17 protein-coding genes and 1 pseudogene are annotated in these 22,001 nt (G+C 63.2%); 11 read left to right on the forward strand and 7 right to left on the reverse strand.

Annotated elements, in window-relative coordinates; translation table 11 throughout:
• Positions 1 to 12: 12 nt before the first annotated feature.
• From Q8R75_RS11285 to Q8R75_RS11310, 6 genes are all read right to left on the reverse strand, one after another.
• Complete coding sequence (locus tag Q8R75_RS11285) at positions 13 to 2,436, reverse strand: EAL domain-containing protein (protein WP_305613601.1); 2,424 nt, start codon at positions 2,434 to 2,436, stop codon at positions 13 to 15.
• Entirely contained in the window at positions 2,433 to 3,512 is a 1,080-nt protein-coding gene (locus Q8R75_RS11290; RefSeq protein WP_305613602.1) for a histidine kinase dimerization/phosphoacceptor domain -containing protein, read from the reverse strand. Before Q8R75_RS11290 ends, Q8R75_RS11285 begins: the two co-directional genes overlap by 4 nt.
• Positions 3,513 to 3,664: 152 nt before the next feature.
• A complete protein-coding gene (gene fae / locus Q8R75_RS11295) occupies positions 3,665 to 4,201 on the reverse strand; it encodes a formaldehyde-activating enzyme (protein WP_305613603.1) in 537 nt (178 codons plus the stop codon).
• Positions 4,202 to 4,262: 61 nt separating this feature from the next.
• The gene (locus tag Q8R75_RS11300) at positions 4,263 to 4,676 is read right to left on the reverse strand and encodes an RNA-binding S4 domain-containing protein (protein WP_305613604.1); all 414 of its coding nucleotides are present in this window, start codon (positions 4,674 to 4,676) and stop codon (positions 4,263 to 4,265) included.
• Between the two features lie 4 nt (positions 4,677 to 4,680).
• Positions 4,681 to 5,922 carry a diaminopimelate decarboxylase gene (gene lysA, locus Q8R75_RS11305; protein WP_305613605.1) on the reverse strand — a complete coding sequence of 414 codons (1,242 nt, stop codon included), beginning with the start codon at positions 5,920 to 5,922 and terminating at the stop codon, positions 4,681 to 4,683.
• Entirely contained in the window at positions 5,919 to 6,116 is a 198-nt protein-coding gene (locus Q8R75_RS11310) for a lipoprotein (protein ID WP_305613606.1), read from the reverse strand. Before Q8R75_RS11310 ends, lysA begins: the two co-directional genes overlap by 4 nt.
• Positions 6,117 to 6,131: 15 nt before the next feature.
• On the opposite strand from Q8R75_RS11310, the gene cyaY reads away from it, so the two are divergent.
• Positions 6,132 to 6,452, forward strand: coding sequence for an iron donor protein CyaY (cyaY, locus tag Q8R75_RS11315; RefSeq protein ID WP_305613607.1), 321 nt, complete (start codon positions 6,132 to 6,134; stop codon positions 6,450 to 6,452).
• Here cyaY and Q8R75_RS11320 read toward each other — a convergent pair.
• On the reverse strand, positions 6,412 to 8,847 hold the full coding sequence (locus Q8R75_RS11320) for a penicillin-binding protein 1A (protein ID WP_305627291.1): 2,436 nt from the start codon (positions 8,845 to 8,847) through the stop codon (positions 6,412 to 6,414). The two genes, cyaY and Q8R75_RS11320, sit on opposite strands and share 41 nt — an antisense overlap.
• Positions 8,848 to 9,015: 168 nt before the next feature.
• On the opposite strand from Q8R75_RS11320, the gene Q8R75_RS11325 reads away from it, so the two are divergent.
• The 10 genes and pseudogenes from Q8R75_RS11325 to gltD all read left to right on the forward strand — a co-directional run.
• Complete coding sequence (locus Q8R75_RS11325) at positions 9,016 to 10,095, forward strand: pilus assembly protein PilM (RefSeq protein WP_305614644.1); 1,080 nt, start codon at positions 9,016 to 9,018, stop codon at positions 10,093 to 10,095.
• A complete protein-coding gene (locus Q8R75_RS11330; protein WP_305614643.1) occupies positions 10,092 to 10,667 on the forward strand; it encodes a PilN domain-containing protein in 576 nt (191 codons plus the stop codon). Before Q8R75_RS11325 ends, Q8R75_RS11330 begins: the two co-directional genes overlap by 4 nt.
• A complete protein-coding gene (locus tag Q8R75_RS11335; protein WP_305614642.1) occupies positions 10,664 to 11,332 on the forward strand; it encodes a type 4a pilus biogenesis protein PilO in 669 nt (222 codons plus the stop codon). The genes Q8R75_RS11330 and Q8R75_RS11335 overlap by 4 nt, the downstream gene beginning before the upstream one ends.
• Positions 11,329 to 11,856, forward strand: a complete 528-nt coding sequence (locus Q8R75_RS11340; RefSeq protein ID WP_305614641.1) for a pilus assembly protein PilP — start codon at positions 11,329 to 11,331, stop codon at positions 11,854 to 11,856. Before Q8R75_RS11335 ends, Q8R75_RS11340 begins: the two co-directional genes overlap by 4 nt.
• The gene (locus Q8R75_RS11345) at positions 11,853 to 13,973 is read left to right on the forward strand and encodes a type IV pilus secretin PilQ family protein (RefSeq protein ID WP_305614640.1); all 2,121 of its coding nucleotides are present in this window, start codon (positions 11,853 to 11,855) and stop codon (positions 13,971 to 13,973) included. Before Q8R75_RS11340 ends, Q8R75_RS11345 begins: the two co-directional genes overlap by 4 nt.
• An 81-nt stretch (positions 13,974 to 14,054) precedes the next feature.
• Complete coding sequence (locus Q8R75_RS11350) at positions 14,055 to 14,582, forward strand: shikimate kinase (RefSeq protein WP_305614639.1); 528 nt, start codon at positions 14,055 to 14,057, stop codon at positions 14,580 to 14,582.
• Positions 14,570 to 15,658 carry a 3-dehydroquinate synthase gene (gene aroB, locus Q8R75_RS11355; protein ID WP_305614638.1) on the forward strand — a complete coding sequence of 363 codons (1,089 nt, stop codon included), beginning with the start codon at positions 14,570 to 14,572 and terminating at the stop codon, positions 15,656 to 15,658. The genes Q8R75_RS11350 and aroB overlap by 13 nt, the downstream gene beginning before the upstream one ends.
• Complete coding sequence (locus tag Q8R75_RS11360; protein ID WP_305614637.1) at positions 15,651 to 16,772, forward strand: deoxyguanosinetriphosphate triphosphohydrolase; 1,122 nt, start codon at positions 15,651 to 15,653, stop codon at positions 16,770 to 16,772. The genes aroB and Q8R75_RS11360 overlap by 8 nt, the downstream gene beginning before the upstream one ends.
• A gap of 289 nt (positions 16,773 to 17,061) precedes the next feature.
• Entirely contained in the window at positions 17,062 to 21,729 is a 4,668-nt protein-coding gene (locus Q8R75_RS11365) for a glutamate synthase-related protein (protein WP_305627295.1), read from the forward strand.
• Positions 21,730 to 21,743: 14 nt separating this feature from the next.
• Positions 21,744 to 22,001, forward strand: a pseudogene (gene gltD, locus Q8R75_RS11370) (glutamate synthase); the annotation flags it as partial.

The raw sequence follows: 22,001 nt of genomic DNA on the forward strand, positions 1-22,001 counted from the left end.
GCATCGCTGCGCTCAGTGCCGGCTGGCGAGCATCTGGTGCAGCATGTCGAGCGGCATCGGCCGCGCAAACAGAAATCCCTGTCCTTCGGCGCAACCGAGACTGCCGAGCAGTTCAGCCTGGGTGTCCAGTTCTATGCCTTCCGCAATGGTGCTCATGCGCAGTGACCGGCCCAGCGTGAGCATGGCGTCGATCATGGCGCGCGCATCGTCGCTGTCGGTCAGATCGATGATGAATGAGCGGTCTATCTTGATGCGGTCGATCGGCAGGCCGCGCAGCACGCTCAGCGACGAGTAGCCAGTGCCGAAATCGTCCAGGCCTATGGATACGCCGAGCTGCTTCAGTGCGTCGAGTATGCCGGCGCTGCGTTCGATCACCTGCAGAGTGGATTCGGTGATTTCCAGCTCCAGTGACGCAGCGGGGAAGCCGGTTTCGGCCAGCACTTCGAGCACCTGGGCGACGAAGTCGTCGCGCAGGAACTGGCGTACCGATACGTTCACCGCCAGCCGCATCTGCTGACCTTCGCTGTTTGCCAGCCCGACGATGTCATGGCAGGCGCGACGCAGCACCCACTGTCCCATCGCTTCGATGATGCCGCTTTCCTCCGCCACCGGCACGAAGCGCGACGGCGGGATCATGCCCCATTCGGGATGCGGCCAGCGCACCAGCGCTTCCACGCCCACGATGCGACGGTCGATCAGGCGCAGCTGGGGCTGGTAATGCACCTGCAGCGCATCGGCATCGATGGCGCGCCGCAGGCCCTGCTCCATCTGCATCCGTTCATGCGTGCGCTCCGACATGTCCTCGGAAAAGAACTGGTAGCGATTCCGGCCCTGCGACTTGGCCGAATACATCGCGATGTCGGCAGCCCGCATCAGTACGTTGCGATCGATGCCGTGGTCCGGGAACACCGCAATGCCGATGCTGGCCGAGATCCGGATCTGTTCCTTTCCGAGGTCGAACGGCGCGTTCAGCGCCGTGAGGAGCTTGAGCGCAAGGCGGGAAGCTTCCTCCGGCTGCGCGCTGCCGGTCAGCACGACGAATTCGTCCCCGCCAAGACGGGCCAGCGTATCGCTGCGGCGCAATACCGTACGCAAGCGCTTCGCCACGGTGCGCAGCAGGTCGTCGCCGACGGCGTGGCCCAGCGTGTCATTCACGCCCTTGAAGCTGTCCAGATCGAGAAACAGCAGGATGCAGCGCTGCTCCAGGCGACGCGCCTGTTCGATTGCCTGTTCGAAGCGGTCGTCGAACAGCAGCCGGTTGGGCAGATCGGTCAGCGCGTCGTGATGTGCCAGATGATTGAGCTTGGCTTCGATCTGGTGGACGGCCGTGAAGTCCGACAGTGCAGCGACGAAGTGGGTGACTTCGCCACTTTCGCTGCGTACCGCACTGATGCTCTCCCATGCGGGAAAGCTGTCGCCGGACGCGCGGCGGCACTGTACCTCGCCCTGCCAGTAGCCCGCACCGGCTGAGGCGACCAGCGCGGCGTAGAAGGCGTCGTCGTGGCCTGTGCCGAGCACTTGCTCGGGGTCGAGCGCAAGCACGTCGCATTCGGCATGGCCGGTGATGCGGGTGTAGGCGGCGTTCACCGCGACGATGCGCCGCTGGATGTCGCAGATGACGATGGCTTCCGCGGAGTTGTGGAACACCACGCTGGACTGGCGCAGGGACGCTTCATCGCGACGTCGCTGGGTCACGTCCTGCAGGATGCCGACGATGCGCCGTTCGCTGTACGACTCACCATATGCGCGGGCATGTGCCGCAAGACTGCGTGCCCCGCCATTGCCCGCCGTGCGGAACTCGATGTGTACCGGATCGCCGCGTTCCAGTGCGGAGTCGAGCGCTTCTTTGATGTGCGCCCGGTCGTCCGGATCTACACGTGACAAAAAGATGTCCCAGCTTTCGTCCAGCGGTACAGGCCGGTCGCCGAACAAGCCGCGCAGATGGCCATCGCCGTGCAGCCGCATCGAATCGCCCTGCCATTCCAGTACGCCCAGCGAGGCCGCGTCCAGCGCCAGCCTGAACAGCTGCTCGCTGCGTTCAACGTTCGCCTCGACTTCACGTCGGGCCAGCGCCATCTGTATCGTCGCGTGCAGTTCGCGCGCCTCGCACGGCTTGACCAGATAACCGAATGGCCGGCAGTCCAGTGCCCGCTTGAGCGTGTCATCCTCGGCGTAGGCGGTCAGGAACACCACCGGAACCCGGTAGCGTGCCTGGATCTGCAGCGCTGCATCGATGCCGTCCAGAGCACCGTCCAGATGAATGTCCATCAGCACCAGATCGGGCGCCACGTCGGCGACCCGATCGACGGCCTGTTCGCCGCTGGCCAGTACGGCGCCGACCCGGTAGCCAAATGACTGCAGCTGGGTCTTCAGGTCGAAGGCGATCACGCGTTCGTCTTCGACCAGCATCAGATTGATCGGGAGCGGGGCGTTCATGGCGTACCTCGTATCGAAAGGGCTGCCGGAAAAGTGATGCGGTAATGGGCGCCGCCGCCGGGCAGTATCTGCAGCTCGCCATGCAGCTGGTCTATCAGCAGGGGCACCAGTTGCAGGCCTAGCGACTTGACCGTTTCGAAGTCGAAATTCTGCGGCAGACCGACGCCGTCATCGCGCACGGCCAGCGTCAGCCGCGGGCCGTTGCCGGACAACGTGATGATGATGTCGCCGCGGCGTTGGTCCGGAAAGGCGTGCTTGAAGGCGTTGGTGACCAGCTCGTTGACCATCAGCCCGCAGGGGATGGCGCGTTCCAGATCCAGGTACACCGGTTGTGCCGGTCGTTCGAGATGCAGTTCGGCGCCGTTCGAGCCGCTGCGGTAGGTGCCGCGCAGCAGCTGGGCCAGACGATCAAGGTAATCGCCGAGGTCCATGCGCGAGAAATCCTTGCGCTCGTAGAGGAGCTGATGGGTCAGCGCCATCGCACGCACGCGGTTCTGGCTTTCGTTCAGGATGTCGCGCACGCGCGGTTCGTCGGCGTTGTTGGCCTGCAGGTTGAGCAGGCTGGAGATGACCTGAAGATTGTTCTTGACCCGGTGATGCACCTCGTTGAGCAGCACCGTCTTCTCGAGCAATGCCTGTTCCAGTACCTGCTGTGCGCGCCGTCGTTCGGTAATGTCGACGATGGACGCAAGCACCATGACGCCATTGCCTGTGTCCATCGGATTGAGACCGATTTCGACCGGGAATTCGCTTCCGTCGGCGCGGCAGGCGAACAGATCGCGTCCGCCACCCATCGGGCGCGGGCTGGGTGAAGTCAGGAAGCTGCGACGGAAGTCGGCGTGGTGAGCCCGCGCAGCGGAGGGGACCAGCAGGTCAACCGAGCGGCCGATCAGTTCGGCGCGCGGGTAGCCGAACAGCCTTTCCGTCTGTTCATTGACCAGAACAATCATGCCTTGGTCATTGACCAGCACCATGGCGCTCGGCGCATACTCGACGACGCGCCGGAACGCGTCGTCGCTCATCTGCGGCATCGGCGCATTCTCATGCCCGGATGTGCTGTCGGCCCGAATTTCCATCGGCATTCCTCCCTGCGCCCAGCCAACAGCTGAGCTTCATTCATTCTGGATGCCGAGGGTGCTCAAAACAAGGTCGGTTTGTGAAGGTTCATACCGCATAAAAAAAAGCCCCTGCTTTGTGCAGGGGCTTTTCCGGTGATGACAAGCTGCTATCAGGCGTCCGGGTCGTACATGCAGTGCTTGATCTTGTGGCGGTTGGCGATCAGCTCTTCCATCGTCGGTTTGCCGGTCATCGCGCGCTGGATGGCCAGCTTCATCGCTTCGTAGTTGGTACGGTAAAGATCCTTCATGTCGAGGTTGGGGTCCTTGACCGCGTTCGGGTCCAGCCACACCAGATCGATGATGACCAGTTCGTCAACCAGCTCCTTCGGGATGATGCCTTCGGCAACGCTGTCGACCACGGCGTCGGCAGTGGCCGACTGCACCACGCCGCCCAGCAGTTCGACCGTGCGCGAATTCTTGATCGTCACCTTGGGCACCATCATGGTCGCCGGCTTGGCCATCTGGTTGCAATCGCGCACGGCCAGCATGCGCGTGTGACCGGCGGTCTGGCCCATCATCTGGGCGAAGGCCTGGCCGACCGGACCGTCGATCGAACCGATGACGATTTCCGGCATGGCGTCGGTGAACTGGCCTTCCTTGGCGAAGACGGTCGCTTCACCGATCTTCATCACGATACGTTCGGACATTTCGCTTCCTTTTCGACTGATTGATAATCCGGTCGCCGCAAATCCCGCATCGGGCTGCGGCTCATTCGCCTCGAATTCTAGCGCGCAGGCGATCGATTTCGCGGCGCTGTGTCTTGGTCGGCCGGCCGTGCAGGCCGATCGAAGGTTCGGGCTGCAGCCGGCGCTGTTCGCGCGCCGTCTCGCGCGCAGCCATGCTTTCGGCCGTTTCTTCGTACAACGTGCGTGCGACTTCGGCCGGACCGCGCTTGCCCGAAAGAGCGCGCACGATCACCGTGTAGCGCAGCTCGCCGGTCTGGATGTCCAGCCGGTCACCGATGCGCACTTCGCGTGATGGTTTGGCGCGCGCCTCGTTGAGCTGGATGCGGCCGGCGTCGATCGCGTCGGCCGCCAGCGTGCGTGTCTTGAAAAAGCGCGCCGCCCACAGCCACTTGTCCAGCCGCAGTCGCTCGCGTGAGTCGTCGACGGGAGCGCTCATCGCATCATGGCAGCAGGCGCTCGCCCGCGTACAGGTCTTCGATGCGCTCGCGGGCCCGGATCAGGTGGCACACGTCGCCATCCACCATGACTTCGGCTGCGCGGGCGCGTGTGTTGTAGTTCGAGCTCATGGTCATGCCGTAGGCGCCGGCGGAAAAGATCGCCACCAGATCCTCCGGTTCGACGGCCAGTTTGCGCGAGCGGCCGAGGAAGTCGCCGCTTTCGCACACCGGCCCGACCACGTCGTAGGTGTCAGGCGTGCCGCGCGGACGCACTTCGGCGATGCGGTGGAAAGCGTCGTACAGCGCCGGGCGGGCGAGGTCATTCATCGCGGCGTCGATGATGGCGAAGTTGCGGTCCTCACCGCGTTTCAGGTATTCGACCTTTGACAGCAGCACGCCCGCATTGCCGACCAGCGAGCGGCCGGGTTCGAGCAGCAGCCTTTCCTTGCGGTCCGCGATCACGGAGAGCAGGGGGGCGAGATAGTCGCGCGTAGCCGGTACCGTCTCGTCGTCGTAGCGGATGCCGAGGCCGCCGCCCAGATCGAGATGACGCAGCTCGATGCCGTCGCGGTTCAGTGCTTCGGCCAGTGCGACCACCTTGGCCGCTGCCTCGGCGACCGGCGCCGGATCGAGCAGCTGCGAACCGATGTGACACGCGATGCCGCGGATGTCCAGCTGCGGCATTTTCGCCGCGGCCAGATAGAGCGCATGCGCATCGTTGATCGGTACGCCGAACTTGTTGCACTTCAGGCCGGTGGAGATATACGGATGTGTTTTCGGATCGACGTCCGGATTGACGCGCAGCGCGATCGGCGCGCGCTTGCTGAGATCGCCGGCGACTTCGGCGAGGCGGTGGAGCTCGGGTTCCGATTCGACGTTGAAACAGTAGATGCCGTGTTCGAGCGCTGCACGCATTTCGTCGCGCGTCTTGCCGACACCGGAAAAGACGACTCTGGCCGGATCGCCGCCTGCGGCGATGACCCGTGCCAGTTCGCCGCCGGAAACGATGTCGAAGCCGGTGCCGAGCCGTGCGAACAGATTCAGGATGGCAAGGTTCGAATTCGACTTCACCGCGTAGCACAACATGGTGTCACGCCCGGTCAGCGCCTCGGCGTAGGCCGCATGGGCGTCGGTCAGCGCTGCGCGCGAATAGACGAAGGTCGGTGTGCCGAACTCGGCGGCAATCCGTTCGAGCGGAATACCTTCGGCAAACAGGCTGCCGCCGCGGGTTTCGAAGTGCTTCATAGTGCGGGCGCCTTGCTATCATCCTTGGACGGTGCTGCCGGAGCCGGAGCCGGAGTGGTCTTTGGCTTTGCAGGGACTGCGGTTGCCGGTGGCCGCATCGTGTCCTTCGGTGGCAGCGTCAGGGGTCCCTTGGTGCCGCAACCTGCGAGTATCAGGGTCAGTGCGGCAATGCGCACGAGTGTGCTGGAAAACATGTCGGGTAGCCGGAAATGAACGAGAACGAATTTAACAAATTGGCCGATGCGACGCTGGCCGCGATCGAGCAGGCTGTCGAACGCAGCGGCGCCGACATCGACTATGAACTGCAGGCCGGTGGTGTGCTTGAGCTCGAATTCGCCAACGGCTCGAAAATGGTGATCAACCGACATGGCGTCGCCCAGGAAATCTGGGTGGCGGCGCGCTCCGGCGGCTTCCATTTCCGGCCGGAAGACGGTCGCTGGATCGGTACGCGCGATGGCGCTGAGTTGATGCAGGCACTGGAAGCCCTGGTCAGCCAGCAGGCCGGCGAGTCGGTGCGCCTGCTGCCCTGAAATCCGCTGTGCCGCCGAGCCCGACAGATCCCGGGACGATGTGACCGGAGGGCGACGGGCCCGACGGCGGCAAAGGTGCCGGTGGTGCATCCGGCACGATTTCTCCTTCAGACGCCGGTCCTTCGGGTTCGTCGGGGATCGACTCCGGCGCGGGCGGCAGGTGTTCCTCGTACATCAGATCAGTTCGCGGATTGCCCCGCGCGTCCTCGCCGGCGTTGATGCTGATCAGACCATCGGGCAGTGAGAGGCGCTCCTCCGGAACGTCCTTCAGTGCGTGGCGCATGTAGTCCACCCACATCGGCAGCGCGGCAGAACCACCTGTTTCGCCACGCCCGAGCGAGCGCGGCGTGTCGAATCCGAGCCATGTAACAGTCACATGTGACGGCTGATAACCGCAGAACCACGCGTCGAGATATTCGTTGGTGGTGCCCGTCTTGCCGGCAAGATCGCTGCGCTTGAGCTGCAATGCGCGCGTTGCGGTGCCACGGCGCACCACGTCCTGCATCAGGCTGTCCATCAGGTAGGCATTGCGCGCGTCGATCACGCGCTGTGATTCTTCACGTGGCGCGGTCGGTGTGAAACGCGCAAGCACCTTGCCGCTTCCGTCCTGTATTTCGCGCACCACGTAAGGCTCGACCCGGAAGCCGCCATTGGCGAATACCGCGTAGCCGGACGCCATCTGCCATGGCGTCACCGATCCGGCTCCGAGCGCCATCGTCAGATAGGGCGGATGACGCGCGGCGTTGAAACCGAAACGGGTGATGTAGTCCTGCGCGTAACGCGGCCCGATCGAGCGCAACACGCGGATCGACACCATGTTTTTCGACTTGGCGAGCGCGGTTCGCAGCGAGATCGGCCCGTCGTACTTGCCGTCGTAGTTCTTCGGCTGCCAGCTCTGGCTGCCGGTTTCTCCCGCCGACACGACGAGCGGCGTGTCGTCCTCGACTGTCGAAGGCGAGTAGCCCTTCTCGAGTGCTGCTGAATAGATGAAGGGCTTGAAGCTCGACCCCGGCTGACGCCAGCCCTGGGTCACGTGGTTGAATTTGTTGCGGTTGAAGTCGAAGCCGCCGACCAGCGCACGCACGGCGCCATCGGCGCTGTCGATCGACACCAGCGCCGCCTCGACCTCCGGCATCTGGCCGATCACCCAGCCCAGTTTGGCATCCGGCATCACGCGCACCAGGGCGCCGCGACGCAGCCGTCGAGCCGGCGGGGCCTTGTCGTCGAGCATGGCGCGGGCAAATCGGATGGCGTCGGCGCCGAGCTTGAGCACCTCGCCGCCGCGCTTGTACACCTTGAGTCCGGTCGGACTGGCCTCAAGCACGATGGCCGCATGCAGACCGGCGGCGTCCGGGACGTCCTGCAGCAGGTCATCAAGCATTTCATCGTCGTCGGCGACGATGTCCTTCAGGTCGATGAAGGCCTCTGCGCCGCGATAGCCGTGCCGGCGGTCGTAATCGAACACGCCCTTGCGTACCGCCTCGATCGCCGCCGCCTGATCCGCGCGCCGTATCGTCGTGACGACGCGCAGCCCTAGTCCGTAGGCGTTCTCGCCGAATTTTTCCACTGCAATCTGGCGCGCCATTTCAGCCACGAAATCGGCGCGCTGTTCGGACTGGGCGCCGTCGCGGCGCACCGGCAGTTGCTGCTCCACCGCTGCCGTCCGCGTTGCATCGTCGATATATCCGAGGTCGTTCATGCGGCGCAGGACGTACGCCTGACGCAGCGCGGCGCGCTTCGGATTGACGACCGGATTGTATTTCGACGGTGCCTTCGGCAGCCCGGCCAGCATTGCCGATTCCGCCACGCTAAGGTCTGCGAGGTTTTTGCCGAAATAGGCTCTGGACGCGGCAGCGAAGCCATACGCCCGCTGCCCGAGATAGATCTGATTGATATAGAGCTCGAGTATCTGGTCTTTTGTAAGGCTGTTTTCGATTTTGAATGCGAGCAGGGCTTCATAGACTTTGCGGCGCAGGGTGCGCTCGCTGGACAGGAAGAAATTGCGCGCCACCTGCATCGTGATGGTGCTTGCACCTTGACTCCGTCCGCTGCTGGTCATGTTGGACAGGGCTGCGCGCGCGATACCCAAGTAGTCGATGCCGTAGTGCTGATAGAAGCGCTCGTCTTCCGCGGCGATGATGGCCTGCTTGAGCGAATCGGGAACCTGGGCGATCGGAACGACCGATCGACGCTCTTCTCCGAATTCACCGATCAGATGTCCGTCTGCGCTATAGACGCGCAGCGGAATCTTGGGTCGGTAGTCGGTAAGGATGTCGAGTGACGGCAGTTGCGGGTAAGCAAGCAGAACGACGATCAACGCAAGCGCGGCGCCGATGATCAGCGAACCGGCAAGAGCAGCGAACGGGTAGATGAACCAGCGAAGGACGGGGGGCAAGAGGACGGATTTCCGGACGGGCAACAAGCGCGAATTATAGCTGGCGGACCCGAAGAACCCCTGCCTCGCGCCTACCCAAAATTTGTTTACTTGTCGATACCTTGCTGCTAGCATCTTAATGTAAATTGTGAGTATTGGGTCTAATTCACTGTCTTAAAAGGAAAAAGCTTGGCCTTCGACCTGTCGATTTTTAACCCGGGAGCGCGCCCTTTACTGGGGTTGGACGTGTCGTCCTCGGCGGTCAAGCTGGTCGAGCTGTCGCGGACAGCGAAAGGCGAGCACCGCATCGAGCGCTATGCCACCGAAAACCTGCCGCGCGATTCGGTGGTGGATGGCAACATCGCCAAGCTCGACGAGGTGGCCGACGCGGTCCGGCGAGCATGGAAGCGCATGGGCACGTCGACGCGCAATGTCGCGCTGGCACTGCCCGCCGCGGCCGTCATCACCAAGAAGATCATCGTTCCAGCCAACCAGCGCGAGCAGGAACTCGAAGTGCTGGTCGAGTCGGAAGCCAATCAGTACATCCCTTTCCAGCTCGACGAAGTGAATCTCGACTTTCAGGTGGTCGGCCCGGCACCGGGCAGCCCGGATGAAGTCGAGGTGCTGATCGCCGCGTCGCGCAAGGAAAAGGTGGAAGACCGCGTAGCCATCGCCGAAGCCGCCGGACTGCGTGCGGTGGTCGTCGATGTCGAGTCCTACGCAGCACAGGCGGCGTTCGAACTGGTCGAGAAGCAGTTGCCCGACGGCGGCAAGGACACCAACATCGTGCTGGTCGATGTCGGTGCCAACGTGATGAACGTGATCATCCTGCGCAACGATCAGCCGGTCTATTCCCGCGAACAGGCATTCGGCGGCTACCAGCTGACGCAGGACATCATGCGCAACTACGGCATGAGCCCCGAAGAAGCCGAAGCGGCGAAGCGCACCAATACGCTGCCGGAAAACTTCGAAAACGACCTGCTGCGCCCCTTCATGGATAACCTCGCGCTTGAGGTGTCGCGCGCGCTGCAGTTCTTCTTCACCTCGACCCAGTACAACAGTGTTGACCACATCGTGCTCGCTGGCGGCTGTGCCGTCATTCCGGGACTCGATGAAGTGGTGGCCAACCGCACGCAGGTGGAAACCCGCATTGCCAATCCGTTTGTCGACATGCAGCTGTCTTCTGCGGTCACCGCAAAGCGCCTGAGTCAGGATGCGCCGTCGCTGCTGGTTGCCTGCGGCCTCGCATTGAGGAGGTTCGACGCATGATACGGATCAACCTGCTTCCTCATCGCGAGGAAAAGCGCAAGGCAAGACGCCAGCAGTTCGTCGCGTTTTCCGGTGCGACATTGCTGTTCGGCGGACTCATCGTGGGTCTGGTGAATGGCGTGATCAACGGTTATGTATCGGCGCAGGACGAGAAGAACGCCTTCCTGAAGACAGAAATCGCGGTGCTTGACAAGTCGATCGACGAAATCAAGCGCCTGCGCGAGCAGACCGACGCGTTGATCCAGCGCAAGCAGGTCATCGAGTCCTTGCAGGGCAACCGGTCCGAAGCGGTGGGCCTGTTCAACGAACTCGCCAAGAACGTGCCGGAAGGTGTGTACATCCGGAAGGTGTCGCAGCAAGGCGGAAAGATCAACCTGATCGGTTATGCGCAATCGAACGCCCGCGTCTCCAGCCTGATGCGCAACCTCGAATCGTCGCCCCTGCTGGAGCGGCCGACGCTGGTGGAAATCAAGGGATCGAACATCGACAAGCGTCGCATGAACGAATTCAACCTCGATCTGTACATCACGCGGGCCGCGGACGAAACCGTCGCCAAAGGCAGGAAGACATGAAGGACATCCAGCTTCCGAAGTTCGATTTCACGCGCATCGGGGATGATTTCAAGAACCTCGATCCGAAGGATGTCGGTAACTGGGCGATCCTGCCGAAACTGGCAGTGCTCCTCGGCCTGCTGATCGCGGCAGTTGCTGCCGGCTGGTGGTTTCTGTGGGAACCGCTGATGGTGGAGCTCGAACAGAAGCGCGCCGAAGAGGAATCGCTCAAGGAACAGTGGCTGCAGAAGAAGGGTGAAGCGGTCAATCTCGAACAGTATCAGCAGCAACTCAGCGATATCGACAGGTCTTTCGGGGCACTGTTGAAGCAGCTGCCGAACAAGGCGGAAATGGAATCGCTGCTGGTGGACATCAGTCAGGCCGGCCTGAGCCGGGGCCTGCAGTTCGAGATCTGGCGTCCGGGCAGCGAAGCAGTCAAGGATTTCTACGCCGAGCTTCCGATCACGCTGCGGGTGACCGGCGGTTACCACGATCTCGGCAGTTTTGCGGGTGATGTTGCCAAGCTTTCGCGCATCGTGACGATCGGGTCGATCGGCATCGAATCAGGCAAGGACGGATTGCTGAAGATGGATGCGGTGGCGACCACGTACCGCTACCTCGACGAGGAAGAACTGGCACGCGTGAAACGCGAAAAGGCAGAGCGCGAGAAGGGGAACAAGCAGTGAAGCGCGCATTGACTCTCGCCGTGCTGTGCAGTGGTCTGGTGGCCTGCGGTTCGGAGGACCATCAGGACGTGCGCGCATGGATGGAACAGAGCACCCAGGGGCTGAAGGGGCAGGTCAAGCCACTGCCCGAAATCAAGCCTTCGATCATCGTGGCCTACGAAACCGAGTCACTGATCGATCCGTTCAGCCAGGCCAAGATCGAGCCGGAGCGCAAAAAGGGCGGCGGTGGTGGCGGTGTGGGCCCGGATCTCGATCGCCGCAAGGAGCCGCTCGAACAATACCCGCTCGATTCGCTGGCCATGGTCGGCGTGCTGCAGCAGGGCAAGATCGCGTATGCGCTGATCAAGGCGGACACGACATTGCACCGGGTCAGGTCAGGAAATTACATGGGTCAGAATTTCGGTGTCATCACGGCCATTGCGGATGACGGCATCACCCTCAAGGAAATCGTTCAGGACGCGGACGGCGAATGGGTCGAACGTACCAGTACGCTCCAGTTGCTGGAGCAGGAGACAAACAAATGAATTTCGTCCGCAAGATCGCATGCCTGATCGTGGCCCTTGGCGCAGGTCTGATACCCATCGCGGCGGCTGCCCAGAGCCAGCCCAACAGCATCGAATCCATTCTGGTGTCGCAGCAGGGCGGCGAGGTGCTGATCAAGGTCACTACCAAGACCGAACTGCCCGCGGTACCGGCCAACTTCAGCATCGCATCGCCCGCGCGTGTGGCATTCGACTTCCCCGCCACCGGCAATGCCGTGGGTCGCAACTCGCAGACCGTCAATGAGGCACATCTGCGCAGCTACAACATCGTCGAAGTCGGCGATCGCACGCGTCTGGTGCTGAATCTGAACAAGCTGTCGCCGTTCAATACCCGCATTTCCGGGCGTGATCTCTACATCAGTCTCGCGATGCCGGCCAGTTCCGAGGCGGTTGCCCAGTCCGACAACGTGTCGCGCTTTGCCGAGCCGGGTGTGTCGCAGGACGCGCAGACGCTGCGCAACGTAGGTTTCCGTCGCGGCAAGGATGGTGAAGGCCGTGTGGTGGTCGAACTGTCCGACCCGAATACCGGCATCGATATCCGTCAACAAGGCTCGAAGCTGGTGGTCGAGTTCCTGCGCGCTTCGGTGGCTGACGAATTCCTGAAGCGCTACGACGTGACTGATTTCGGCACGCCGATCACCCAGATGGAGGTCGTGCGTTCAGGCGCCAACACGCGCCTCACCGTGACGCCGACCGGTCTGTGGGAGCACAACGCCTACCAGAGCGAAAATCAGTTCATCCTCGAAGTGAAGCGCCTGGTCGAAGACCCGAACAAGCTGGTTCAGGGCAGCAAGCCCGGCTACCAGGGAGAGAAGCTGTCGCTGAACTTCCAGAACATCGACGTACGGTCAGTACTTCAGGTCATCGCCGACTTCACCGACAACAACATCATCACTTCCGACACCGTCGGTGGCTCACTCACGCTGCGGCTCAAGGATGTGCCCTGGGATCAGGCGCTCGACATCATTCTCGACGCCAAGGGCCTGGACAAGCGCAAGACCGGCAACGTGATCTGGATTGCACCGCGCGACGAACTGTCGGCCAAGGAAAAACTTGCACTGGAGAGCCAGCAGCAGGTCAGCGAACTCGAGCCGCTGCGCACCGAAACCTTCCAGCTGAACTATCACAAGGCGGACGTTCTTCACAAAGCCATCACCGATGACAAGGACAAGCGATTCCTGTCAAAGCGAGGCTCGATCGTGATGGATGTGCGTACCAACAAGCTGATCGTGACCGATATTCCGAGCCGCCTGGAAGACATCCGCCGCATCCTGAGCGAACTCGACATCGCGACCCGTCAGGTGCTGATCGAGGCACGCATCGTCGAAGCGAACGAAGATTTCGCCAAGAATCTGGGTGCGCGACTGGGTCTGAACCAGGCGCAAGCGGGCTCGGTGCAACTTGGACGGGCCGGTTTGAACATCGGCGGTTCGTCTCTGGCGACCGGCTTCCAGACCGGTCAGGTGCAGACCCAGCCCAACTTCACCACGGATTCGCTCGGGGTCAATCTGCGTGCGTCGAACATCAGCGGCCGCGCTCCCGGCCAGCTGTCTTTCGTGCTGTTCAATTCGTCGGCCACGCGCTTCCTGAATCTCGAGCTGTCCGCCCTCGAACAGGACGGCAAGGGCAAGGTGATTTCAAGCCCGCGTGTCATGACCTCGGACCAGAACGAGGCGCTGATCGAACAGGGTGTCGAAATTCCGTACCAGCAGGCCACCAGCTCGGGCGCGACAAGCATTTCCTTCCGCAAGGCCAACCTGATGTTGAAGGTGAAGCCGCAGATCACGCCGGACGGACGTGTACAGATGGCACTCGACATCAACAAGGACACGCCCAACACCCAACTGGCCACCGGTGCCGGTGTGGCCATCGACACCAAGCACGTCAAGACTGACGTGCTGGTCGAAAACGGCGGTACGGTGGTCATCGGCGGTATCTACACCCAGGAAGAACGCCGCACCCAGTCGCGCGTACCCTTCCTCGGCGACCTGCCGTATGTGGGCTTCCTGTTCCGCAACACGGAGACCCGCGACAACCGCGCCGAGCTGCTCATCTTCGTGACGCCGCGCATCGTCAGCGACAACCTCACGCTGCGCTGATTCCTCACTGACCGGACGGCGGTCCTCAACTTGAGGCCGTCAGCCGGGGCGGGGCGGGCGGGCACTGCTAGAATCCGGCCCGTGGAACACAGCGACAACATCATTCTCGTCGGCCTGATGGGCGCCGGCAAAACCACGGTCGGTCGGCAACTTGCGCGACGCCTGCGCAAGCGCTTCGTCGACTGCGATCACGAAATCGAAGCGCGCACTGGCGTCAGCATTCCGACCATATTCGAAATCGAGGGCGAGGCAGGTTTCCGCCGGCGCGAAAGCGCGGTGATCGAGGCGCTGGCCCAGGAAGCGGGCCTCGTACTGGCAACCGGCGGCGGCGCCGTGCTCGACCCGATGAACCGGAAGCACCTGAAAGCGGGTGGCTGGGTCGTCTATCTCGATGTGCCGCCCGACGTGCTGTGGCACCGCACGCGGGGTGACCGCAACCGTCCCTTGCTCCAGGTCGAGGACCCGCGTGCGCGGGTGCGCGAACTGCACGGCATTCGCGATCCGCTGTACCGTGAAGTAGCCGATTTCGTCGCCGAAAGCGGACATGGCAGTCCGCTGACCATCGTTCGTCAACTTGAACGGGAATACCTGAGCCGATGCGCAGCCTGAATGTCGCCCTCGATGAGCGTGCCTACGACATCCACATCGGTCGCGGCCTGATCGATCGTGGCGAATTGTTCGCGTCGGTGCTCAAACGCAAGCGCGCGGTCGTCATCAGCAACGAGGTGGTTGCACCGCTGTACGCCGCACGCGTGCTCGCCGCACTTGATTCGGTCGATGTCGCCCATCAGCTGGTCGTGCTGCCCGACGGCGAGGCGCACAAGGACTGGCCGACGCTGAACCTCATCTTTGACGCGTTGCTCGGCGCCCGTGTCGAACGTTCGACCACGCTGATCGCACTGGGCGGTGGCGTCATCGGCGACATGGTCGGCTTCGCCGCGGCGACCTACCAGCGCGGCGTTCCCTTCATACAGGTCCCGACCACGCTGCTGTCGCAGGTCGATTCAAGCGTCGGCGGCAAGACCGCCATCAATCATCCGCTGGGCAAGAACATGATCGGCGCCTTCCATCAGCCCAGGCTGGTGCTGGCCGACATCGACACGCTCGATACGCTGCCGGAGCGGGAACTGAAGGCCGGGCTGGCCGAAGTGATCAAGTACGGCCTGATCCGCGACGGGGAATTCTTCGACTGGCTCGAAATCAACATGCCACGCCTGCTCGCACGCGACGCCGACGCACTGGCATTTGCCATCGAACGCTCCTGCCGCAACAAGGCCGAGGTGGTGATCGAGGACGAAACGGAAACCGGCGTGCGGGCACTGCTCAATCTCGGACACACCTTCGGCCACGCGATCGAAACCGGTCTGGGTTACGGCGAATGGCTGCACGGCGAAGCCGTCGCCGCCGGCACGCTGATGGCGGCGGAACTGTCGCGCCGGCTGGGCTGGCTGGGTGACGCCGATATCGCGCGCATCCGCGGCATCCACGAAGCGGCCGGCCTGGCGCTTCGCGGCCCGCGTCTGGGCGTCGACCGTTACCTGGAGCTGATGTCGCACGACAAAAAGGTCGAAGCCGGCAAGTTGCGGCTGGTGCTGCTGCGCGCCATCGGCGATGCCGTGGTGTGGGGCGAGGCGACGCAGACGGATGTCGCATCGGCGATCGACCAGTGCTGCTCCGATGACTGAACTGGCCCCGTACGCCGCATGCGAAGGCAACTCGCTGGGCCGTGTGCACGCCGAAGACGCGCTGTCCGGACGCAGCCAGTTCCAGCGCGACCGCGACCGCATCATCCACAGCACCGCGTTTCGCCGCCTCGAGTACAAGACGCAGGTGTTCGTCAATCACGAGGGTGACCTCTTCCGCACGCGGCTGACCCACAGCATCGAAGTGGCGCAGATCGCTCGCTCGATCGCGCGCGCATTGCGGGTGAATGAGGATCTGGTCGAGGCGATTTCGCTTTCGCATGACCTCGGTCATACGCCGTTCGGGCATGCCGGCCAGGATGCGCTGAACGAGTGCATGCGCGAACACGGCGGGTTCGAACACAACCTGCAGAGCCTGCGCACGGTCGATCTGCTGGAAGAGCGCTATGGCGCCTTCGACGGGCTGAACCTCACGTTCGAAACGCGCGAAGGCATTCTGAAACACTGTTCGCCAGCCCGCGCGAAGGACCTCGGCGACCTGGGTCGGCGCTTCATCGAACGCACCCAGCCGACCATCGAGGCGCAGATCTGCAATCTGGCCGATGAAATCGCCTACAACAACCACGACGTCGACGACGGTCTGCGCTCCGGCCTGATCACGCTCGAACAACTGGAAGAGGTACCGGTGTTCGCGCGCTACCGGCGCGAAGTGCTCGCGCTGTACCCGCAGATTGCCGGCCGACGGCTGATCCATGAAACGATTCGCCGCATGATCAACGCACAAGTTGTTGACCTGGTAGAGGAAACCCGGGCGCGCATTTCCGCGGAGGCGCCGGAATCGATCGAAGACGTGCGCGGCGGGCCGGTGCTCGTCGCCTACAGTGAGGCCATGCGGGGGGAGCAGCGCGCCCTGAAGAACTTCCTGCGCGACGAGCTGTACCGCCATTACCAGGTGCTGCGCATGACGGCCAAGGCGCGGCGCATCGTGGGCGAGCTGTTCGGTGCCTTCTACGGTGACCCGAAGTTGCTGCCGCCGCAGTACCAGACCATGGCGAAGGACGACCGCGCACGCGCCATCGCCGACTACATCGCCGGCATGACCGACCGTTACGCCATGCGCGAACACCGCCGCCTGTTCGCTGTGGGCGACATCTGAAGCGACCGCCGCACGCCGGATTCCGTCACGTTTTGATGCACCGCGGAACGAGTATTGTCTGCGGCCGTGCATGTCCGTATACTCCATCGTCCACCCCAAAAGTGCCCGGAGCGGCTTCAGCGTTGAAGCGGCCAGGCCACCCGAGCCGGTGCCCACATCGTCCCGCCGTCAGGCGATGATCGTGGAAGCCGGCTTTTTCACGGGCTTGGAGGTGCGAATTCCCGCAGTGCGACAGGCCGCAGGGCCGGTTCCGTGCGCGGTTGGCAAACGAGTTCCGAGGACGAATGCAATGGGTCTTCCCCATACTCAAGGTCTGTACGACCCCGAAAACGAGCACGATGCATGTGGTGTGGGTTTCGTTGCGAACATCAAGAATCGCACGTCGCACGACATCATTGAAAAGGGTCTGCTGATCCTGAAGAATCTCGATCATCGGGGTGCCACCGGTTACGACCCGATGCTCGGCGACGGTGCCGGTATCCTGATCCAGATGCCCGACGCGCTGCTGCGCGACGAGGCGGGCAAACTCGGCATCACGCTGCCCGCCGCTGGCGATTACGCCTGCGGGACCGTCTTCCTGCCGCAATCCGCCAATGGCGCCGCCGCCTGTGAATCGGTCGTCGCGCGCATCATCCATGAAGAAGGCCTGACCTTCCTCGGCTGGCGCGACCTGCCGCGCGACAGCAGCGTGCTGGCCGAAGCCGCCCGCGCCATGGAGCCGCAGATGCGCCAGGTGCTGATCGCACGCCCGGACACCGTGGCCGACCAGACCGCCTTCGAGCGCAAGCTGTTCGTCGTGCGCAAGCGCGTCGAACATGCGGTGCGCGCGCTCAAGCTGTCCGACGTCGGTCAGTTCTATATCCCGTCGCTGTCGTCGCGCACCCTTGTCTACAAGGGCATGCTGCTGGCCAACCAGGTGGGCGAGTACTTCCTCGACCTGCAGGACAGCCGTGCGATGTCGGCGCTTGCCCTCGTGCACCAGCGCTTTTCGACCAATACCTTCCCGACCTGGGATCTGGCCCACCCCTTCCGCATGATTGCCCACAACGGTGAAATCAACACCGTGCGCGGCAACATCAACTGGATGAAGGCGCGCCAGAAGTCGATGAAGTCGGCTGCGCTGGGGCAGGATCTCGACAAGCTGTGGCCGCTGATCGTCGAAGGCGGCTCCGATTCGGCGTCGTTCGACAACGCGCTCGAACTGCTGGTCATGGGCGGCTACTCGCTGGCGCACGCCATGATGATGCTGATCCCGGAAGCCTGGGCCGGCAATCCGCTGATGGACGAAGAGCGCCGCGCGTTCTACGAATTCCACGCCGCGATCATGGAACCGTGGGACGGCCCGGCGGCCGTCGCCTTCACCGACGGCCGCCAGATCGGTGCCACGCTCGACCGCAACGGCCTGCGCCCGGCACGCTTCCTGGTGACCGACGACGACATGGTCGTCATGGCATCCGAAATGGGCGTGCTGCCGATTCCGGACGAACGCATCATCCAGAAATGGCGCCTGCAGCCGGGCAAGATGTTCATGATCGACCTCGAAAAGGGCGCGATCATCGAAGACGGTGCGCTCAAGCACGAGCTGTCGACCGAATATCCGTACGACAAGTGGATCACCGATTCGCGCTTCTTCCTGACCGAACTGGAAGAAGTCGAGTACACCAATCCGCGCACCGAAACCCTGCTCGACACGCAGCAGGCTTTCGGCTACACGCAGGAAGACATCAAGTTCATCCTCGCGCCGATGGCCTCGGCCGGCGAAGAAGCCATCGGCTCGATGGGTAACGACTCGACGCTGCCGGTGCTGTCCGACCGCAACAAGCCGCTGTACAGCTACTTCAAGCAGCTGTTCGCGCAGGTGACGAATCCGCCGATCGACCCGATCCGCGAAGAGATCGTCATGTCGCTCGCGTCCTTCATCGGCCCGCGTCCGAACCTGATGGGTGTGGCCGACAACGAAGACGGCCTGACACCGCGGCTCGAACTGACCCAGCCGGTGCTGACCAACCAGGACCTCATGCGCTTGCGCGACATCGAGCGCCTGACCGGCGGCAAATACCGCTCGCTGGTGCTCGACATGACCTATCCGGCCGCCGACGGCGTCACCGGTTGCGAAGCCACCCTCCAGCGCCTGCAGAATGCAGCCGAGAAGTCGGTGGCCGACGGCTTCAACATCGTGCTGCTGTCCGACCGCGCGGTGTCGCGCGAGCGCGTCGCGGTCCCCGCGCTGCTCGCCACGTCTGCCGTGCATCACCATCTGGTGCGCAAGGGCCTGCGCACGCTGACCGGTCTGGTCATCGACACCGGTTCGGCACGCGAAACCCATCATTTCGCTCTGCTCGCCGGTTATGGCGCCGAGGCGATCTGTCCGTGGCTGGCCTTCGACACCATCGCCGAAATTTCCGACGAGCTGCCGTCCGGGCTGTCGACCAAGGACGCGTCCAAGCGCTTCATCAAGGCGGTCGGCAAGGGCCTGAACAAGGTCATGTCCAAGATGGGCATTTCGACCTATCAGTCCTACAGCGGCGCGCAGATATTCGAAGCCATCGGCCTTAACTCGGCCTTCGTGAAGCGCTACTTCACGGGCACGGCCACCCAGGTCGAAGGCATCGGCCTGACGGAAGTCGCCGAAGAGGCGCTGCGCACGCACACCCAGGCCTTCGGCAACGACCCGGTGCTGGCCAATGCGCTGGATGCCGGCGGCGAGTACGCCTTCCGCGTCCGCGGCGAAGAACACATGTGGACGCCGGACGCGATCGCCAAGCTGCAGCACTCGACGCGTGCCAACAAGTACGACACGTACAAGGAATACGCGAAGATCATCAACGACCAGACGAAGCGTCACATGACGCTGCGCGGTCTGTTCGACATCAAGCCGGCCGGCCCGCCGGTGCCGCTGTCCGAAGTCGAATCGGCGGCCGAAATCGTGCGCCGCTTCGCCACCGGCGCCATGTCGCTCGGTTCGATCTCGACCGAAGCGCACACCACGCTGGCCATCGCGATGAACCGCATCGGCGGCAAGTCGAATACCGGCGAGGGCGGCGAAGATCCGATCCGCTTCAAGCCGGTGACCGAAGACACCACGCTCGACAAGCTGATCGGTTCGTCGCGCGTCGAAGTCGCGTTGCCGCTGAAAAAGGGTGATTCGCTGCGTTCGAAGATCAAGCAGGTCGCCTCCGGCCGTTTCGGCGTCACCGCCGAGTACCTGGCCAGTGCCGACCAGCTGCAGATCAAGATGGCACAAGGCGCCAAGCCGGGCGAGGGTGGTCAGCTGCCCGGCCACAAGGTGTCGGAATACATCGGTTTCCTGCGTCACTCGGTGCCTGGTGTCGGCCTTATTTCCCCGCCGCCGCACCATGACATCTACTCGATCGAGGATCTGGCGCAGCTGATCCACGACCTGAAGAACTCGAATCCGCAGGCCTCGGTGTCGGTCAAGCTGGTGTCCGAAATCGGTGTCGGTACCGTGGCGGCCGGCGTGTCCAAGGCCAAGGCCGACCACGTCGTGATCGCCGGTCACGACGGCGGCACCGGTGCCAGCCCGATTTCGTCGATCAAGCACTGCGGTACGCCATGGGAACTCGGCCTGGCCGAAACCCAGCAGACGCTGGTGCTGAACCGCCTGCGCGGCCGCATCCGCGTGCAGGCCGACGGCCAGATGAAGACCGGTCGCGATGTGCTGATCGGTGCGCTGCTCGGCGCCGATGAGTTCGGCTTCGCCACCGCGCCGCTGGTGGTCGAAGGCTGCATCATGATGCGCAAGTGCCACCTGAACACCTGCCCGGTCGGCGTCGCGACCCAGGATCCGGTGCTGCGCAAGAAATTCACCGGTCAGCCGGAACACGTCGTCAATTTCTTCTTCTTCGTCGCCGAAGAGGTGCGCGAATTGATGGCGTCGATGGGCATCCGCAAGTTCGAAGACCTGATCGGTCGCGCCGACCTGCTCGACACGCGTGCCGGCATCGAACACTGGAAGGCGCGCGGGCTCGACTTTTCGCGCATCTTTTTCATGCCGCCGGTACCGGCCGAAGTGTCGCGCTGCCATTCGGAAACGCAGGACCACGGCATCGACCGCGCGCTCGACCATGTGTTGCTCGCCAAGGCGAAAGACGCCATCGAGAGCGGCAAGCCGGTGGTGATCGAATCGCCGATCACCAATGTGAACCGCACCGCCGGCACCATGCTGTCGCACGCAGTGGCCAGCAAGTACGGTCACGCCGGCCTGCCTGACGGCACCATCACGGTGAAACTGTCCGGTACCGCCGGCCAGAGCTTCGGTGCCTTCATCGCACGCGGCATCACGCTTGAGCTGACCGGCCAGGGCAACGACTATGTCGCCAAGGGCCTGTCGGGCGGCCGCATCATCATCAAGCCGAGCGACGCGTTCCGCGGCAAGGCCGAACAGAACATCATCGTCGGCAACACCGTGCTGTACGGCGCGATCGAAGGCGAGTGCTACTTCCGCGGCGTGGCGGGCGAACGTTTCGCGGTGCGCAATTCGGGCGCCATCGCGGTGGTCGAAGGCACCGGTGACCACGGCTGTGAATACATGACCGGCGGCACCGTGGTCGTGCTCGGCCAGACCGGCCGCAACTTCGCCGCCGGCATGTCGGGCGGCGTCGCCTACGTGCTCGACGAAGACGGCAGCTTCGGCAAACGCTGCAACATGTCCATGGTCGAAATCGACGCACTGAGCGGTGATCTTGCAGACGACGCCGACGTTGATGTGATCGGTCGCGCGTTGGTGAACCATGTCGACATGTGCGACGAAGAAATCATCCGTCGCCTGGTCACCCGTCACCTGCACTTCACCGGCTCGGCGCGCGCGCGCGACGTGCTCGACAACTGGGCGCAGTGGCGCTCGAAGTTCGTCAAGGTGATGCCGATCGAATACCGTCGCGCGCTGCGCGAAATGGCTGCAAAGGCGGAAGCGCCCAGCGCAGCCCTGGCCAAGTAACAGGAACACGAGTCATGGGAAAGTCCACCGGTTTTCTTGAATTCCAGCGCCTGTCCGAGGCGTCGCTGCCAGTCGCCGAGCGCGTCCACAACTACCGCGAATTCGTGCTGCACCTGAGCGACGAAGAAGCCAAGGTGCAGGGTGCGCGCTGCATGGACTGCGGCATTCCGTTCTGCAACAACGGCTGCCCGGTCAACAACATCAGTCCCTACTTCAACGATCTGGTTTACCGCCAGGACTGGAAGCAGGCGATCGATGTGCTGCACTCGACC

It is taken from the genome of Methyloversatilis sp., from assembly GCF_030696805.1.
Classification (GTDB): domain Bacteria; phylum Pseudomonadota; class Gammaproteobacteria; order Burkholderiales; family Rhodocyclaceae; genus Methyloversatilis.

What these genes read in the sequence shown, in the direction of transcription:
- Q8R75_RS11335 (WP_305614642.1), top strand. Translation starts at nt 10,664, where the DNA reads ATGAAGGACATCCAGCTTCCGAAGTTCGATTTCACGCGCATCGGGGAT.
- Q8R75_RS11285 (WP_305613601.1), bottom strand. Translation starts at nt 2,436, where the DNA reads ATGAACGCCCCGCTCCCGATCAATCTGATGCTGGTCGAAGACGAACGC.
- aroB (WP_305614638.1), top strand. Translation starts at nt 14,570, where the DNA reads ATGCGCAGCCTGAATGTCGCCCTCGATGAGCGTGCCTACGACATCCAC.
- Q8R75_RS11290 (WP_305613602.1), bottom strand. Translation starts at nt 3,512, where the DNA reads ATGGAAATTCGGGCCGACAGCACATCCGGGCATGAGAATGCGCCGATG.
- fae (WP_305613603.1), bottom strand. Translation starts at nt 4,201, where the DNA reads ATGTCCGAACGTATCGTGATGAAGATCGGTGAAGCGACCGTCTTCGCC.
- Q8R75_RS11345 (WP_305614640.1), top strand. Translation starts at nt 11,853, where the DNA reads ATGAATTTCGTCCGCAAGATCGCATGCCTGATCGTGGCCCTTGGCGCA.
- lysA (WP_305613605.1), bottom strand. Translation starts at nt 5,922, where the DNA reads ATGAAGCACTTCGAAACCCGCGGCGGCAGCCTGTTTGCCGAAGGTATT.
- Q8R75_RS11360 (WP_305614637.1), top strand. Translation starts at nt 15,651, where the DNA reads ATGACTGAACTGGCCCCGTACGCCGCATGCGAAGGCAACTCGCTGGGC.
- Q8R75_RS11365 (WP_305627295.1), top strand. Translation starts at nt 17,062, where the DNA reads ATGGGTCTTCCCCATACTCAAGGTCTGTACGACCCCGAAAACGAGCAC.
- Q8R75_RS11300 (WP_305613604.1), bottom strand. Translation starts at nt 4,676, where the DNA reads ATGAGCGCTCCCGTCGACGACTCACGCGAGCGACTGCGGCTGGACAAG.
- Q8R75_RS11330 (WP_305614643.1), top strand. Translation starts at nt 10,092, where the DNA reads ATGATACGGATCAACCTGCTTCCTCATCGCGAGGAAAAGCGCAAGGCA.
- cyaY (WP_305613607.1), top strand. Translation starts at nt 6,132, where the DNA reads ATGAACGAGAACGAATTTAACAAATTGGCCGATGCGACGCTGGCCGCG.
- Q8R75_RS11310 (WP_305613606.1), bottom strand. Translation starts at nt 6,116, where the DNA reads ATGTTTTCCAGCACACTCGTGCGCATTGCCGCACTGACCCTGATACTC.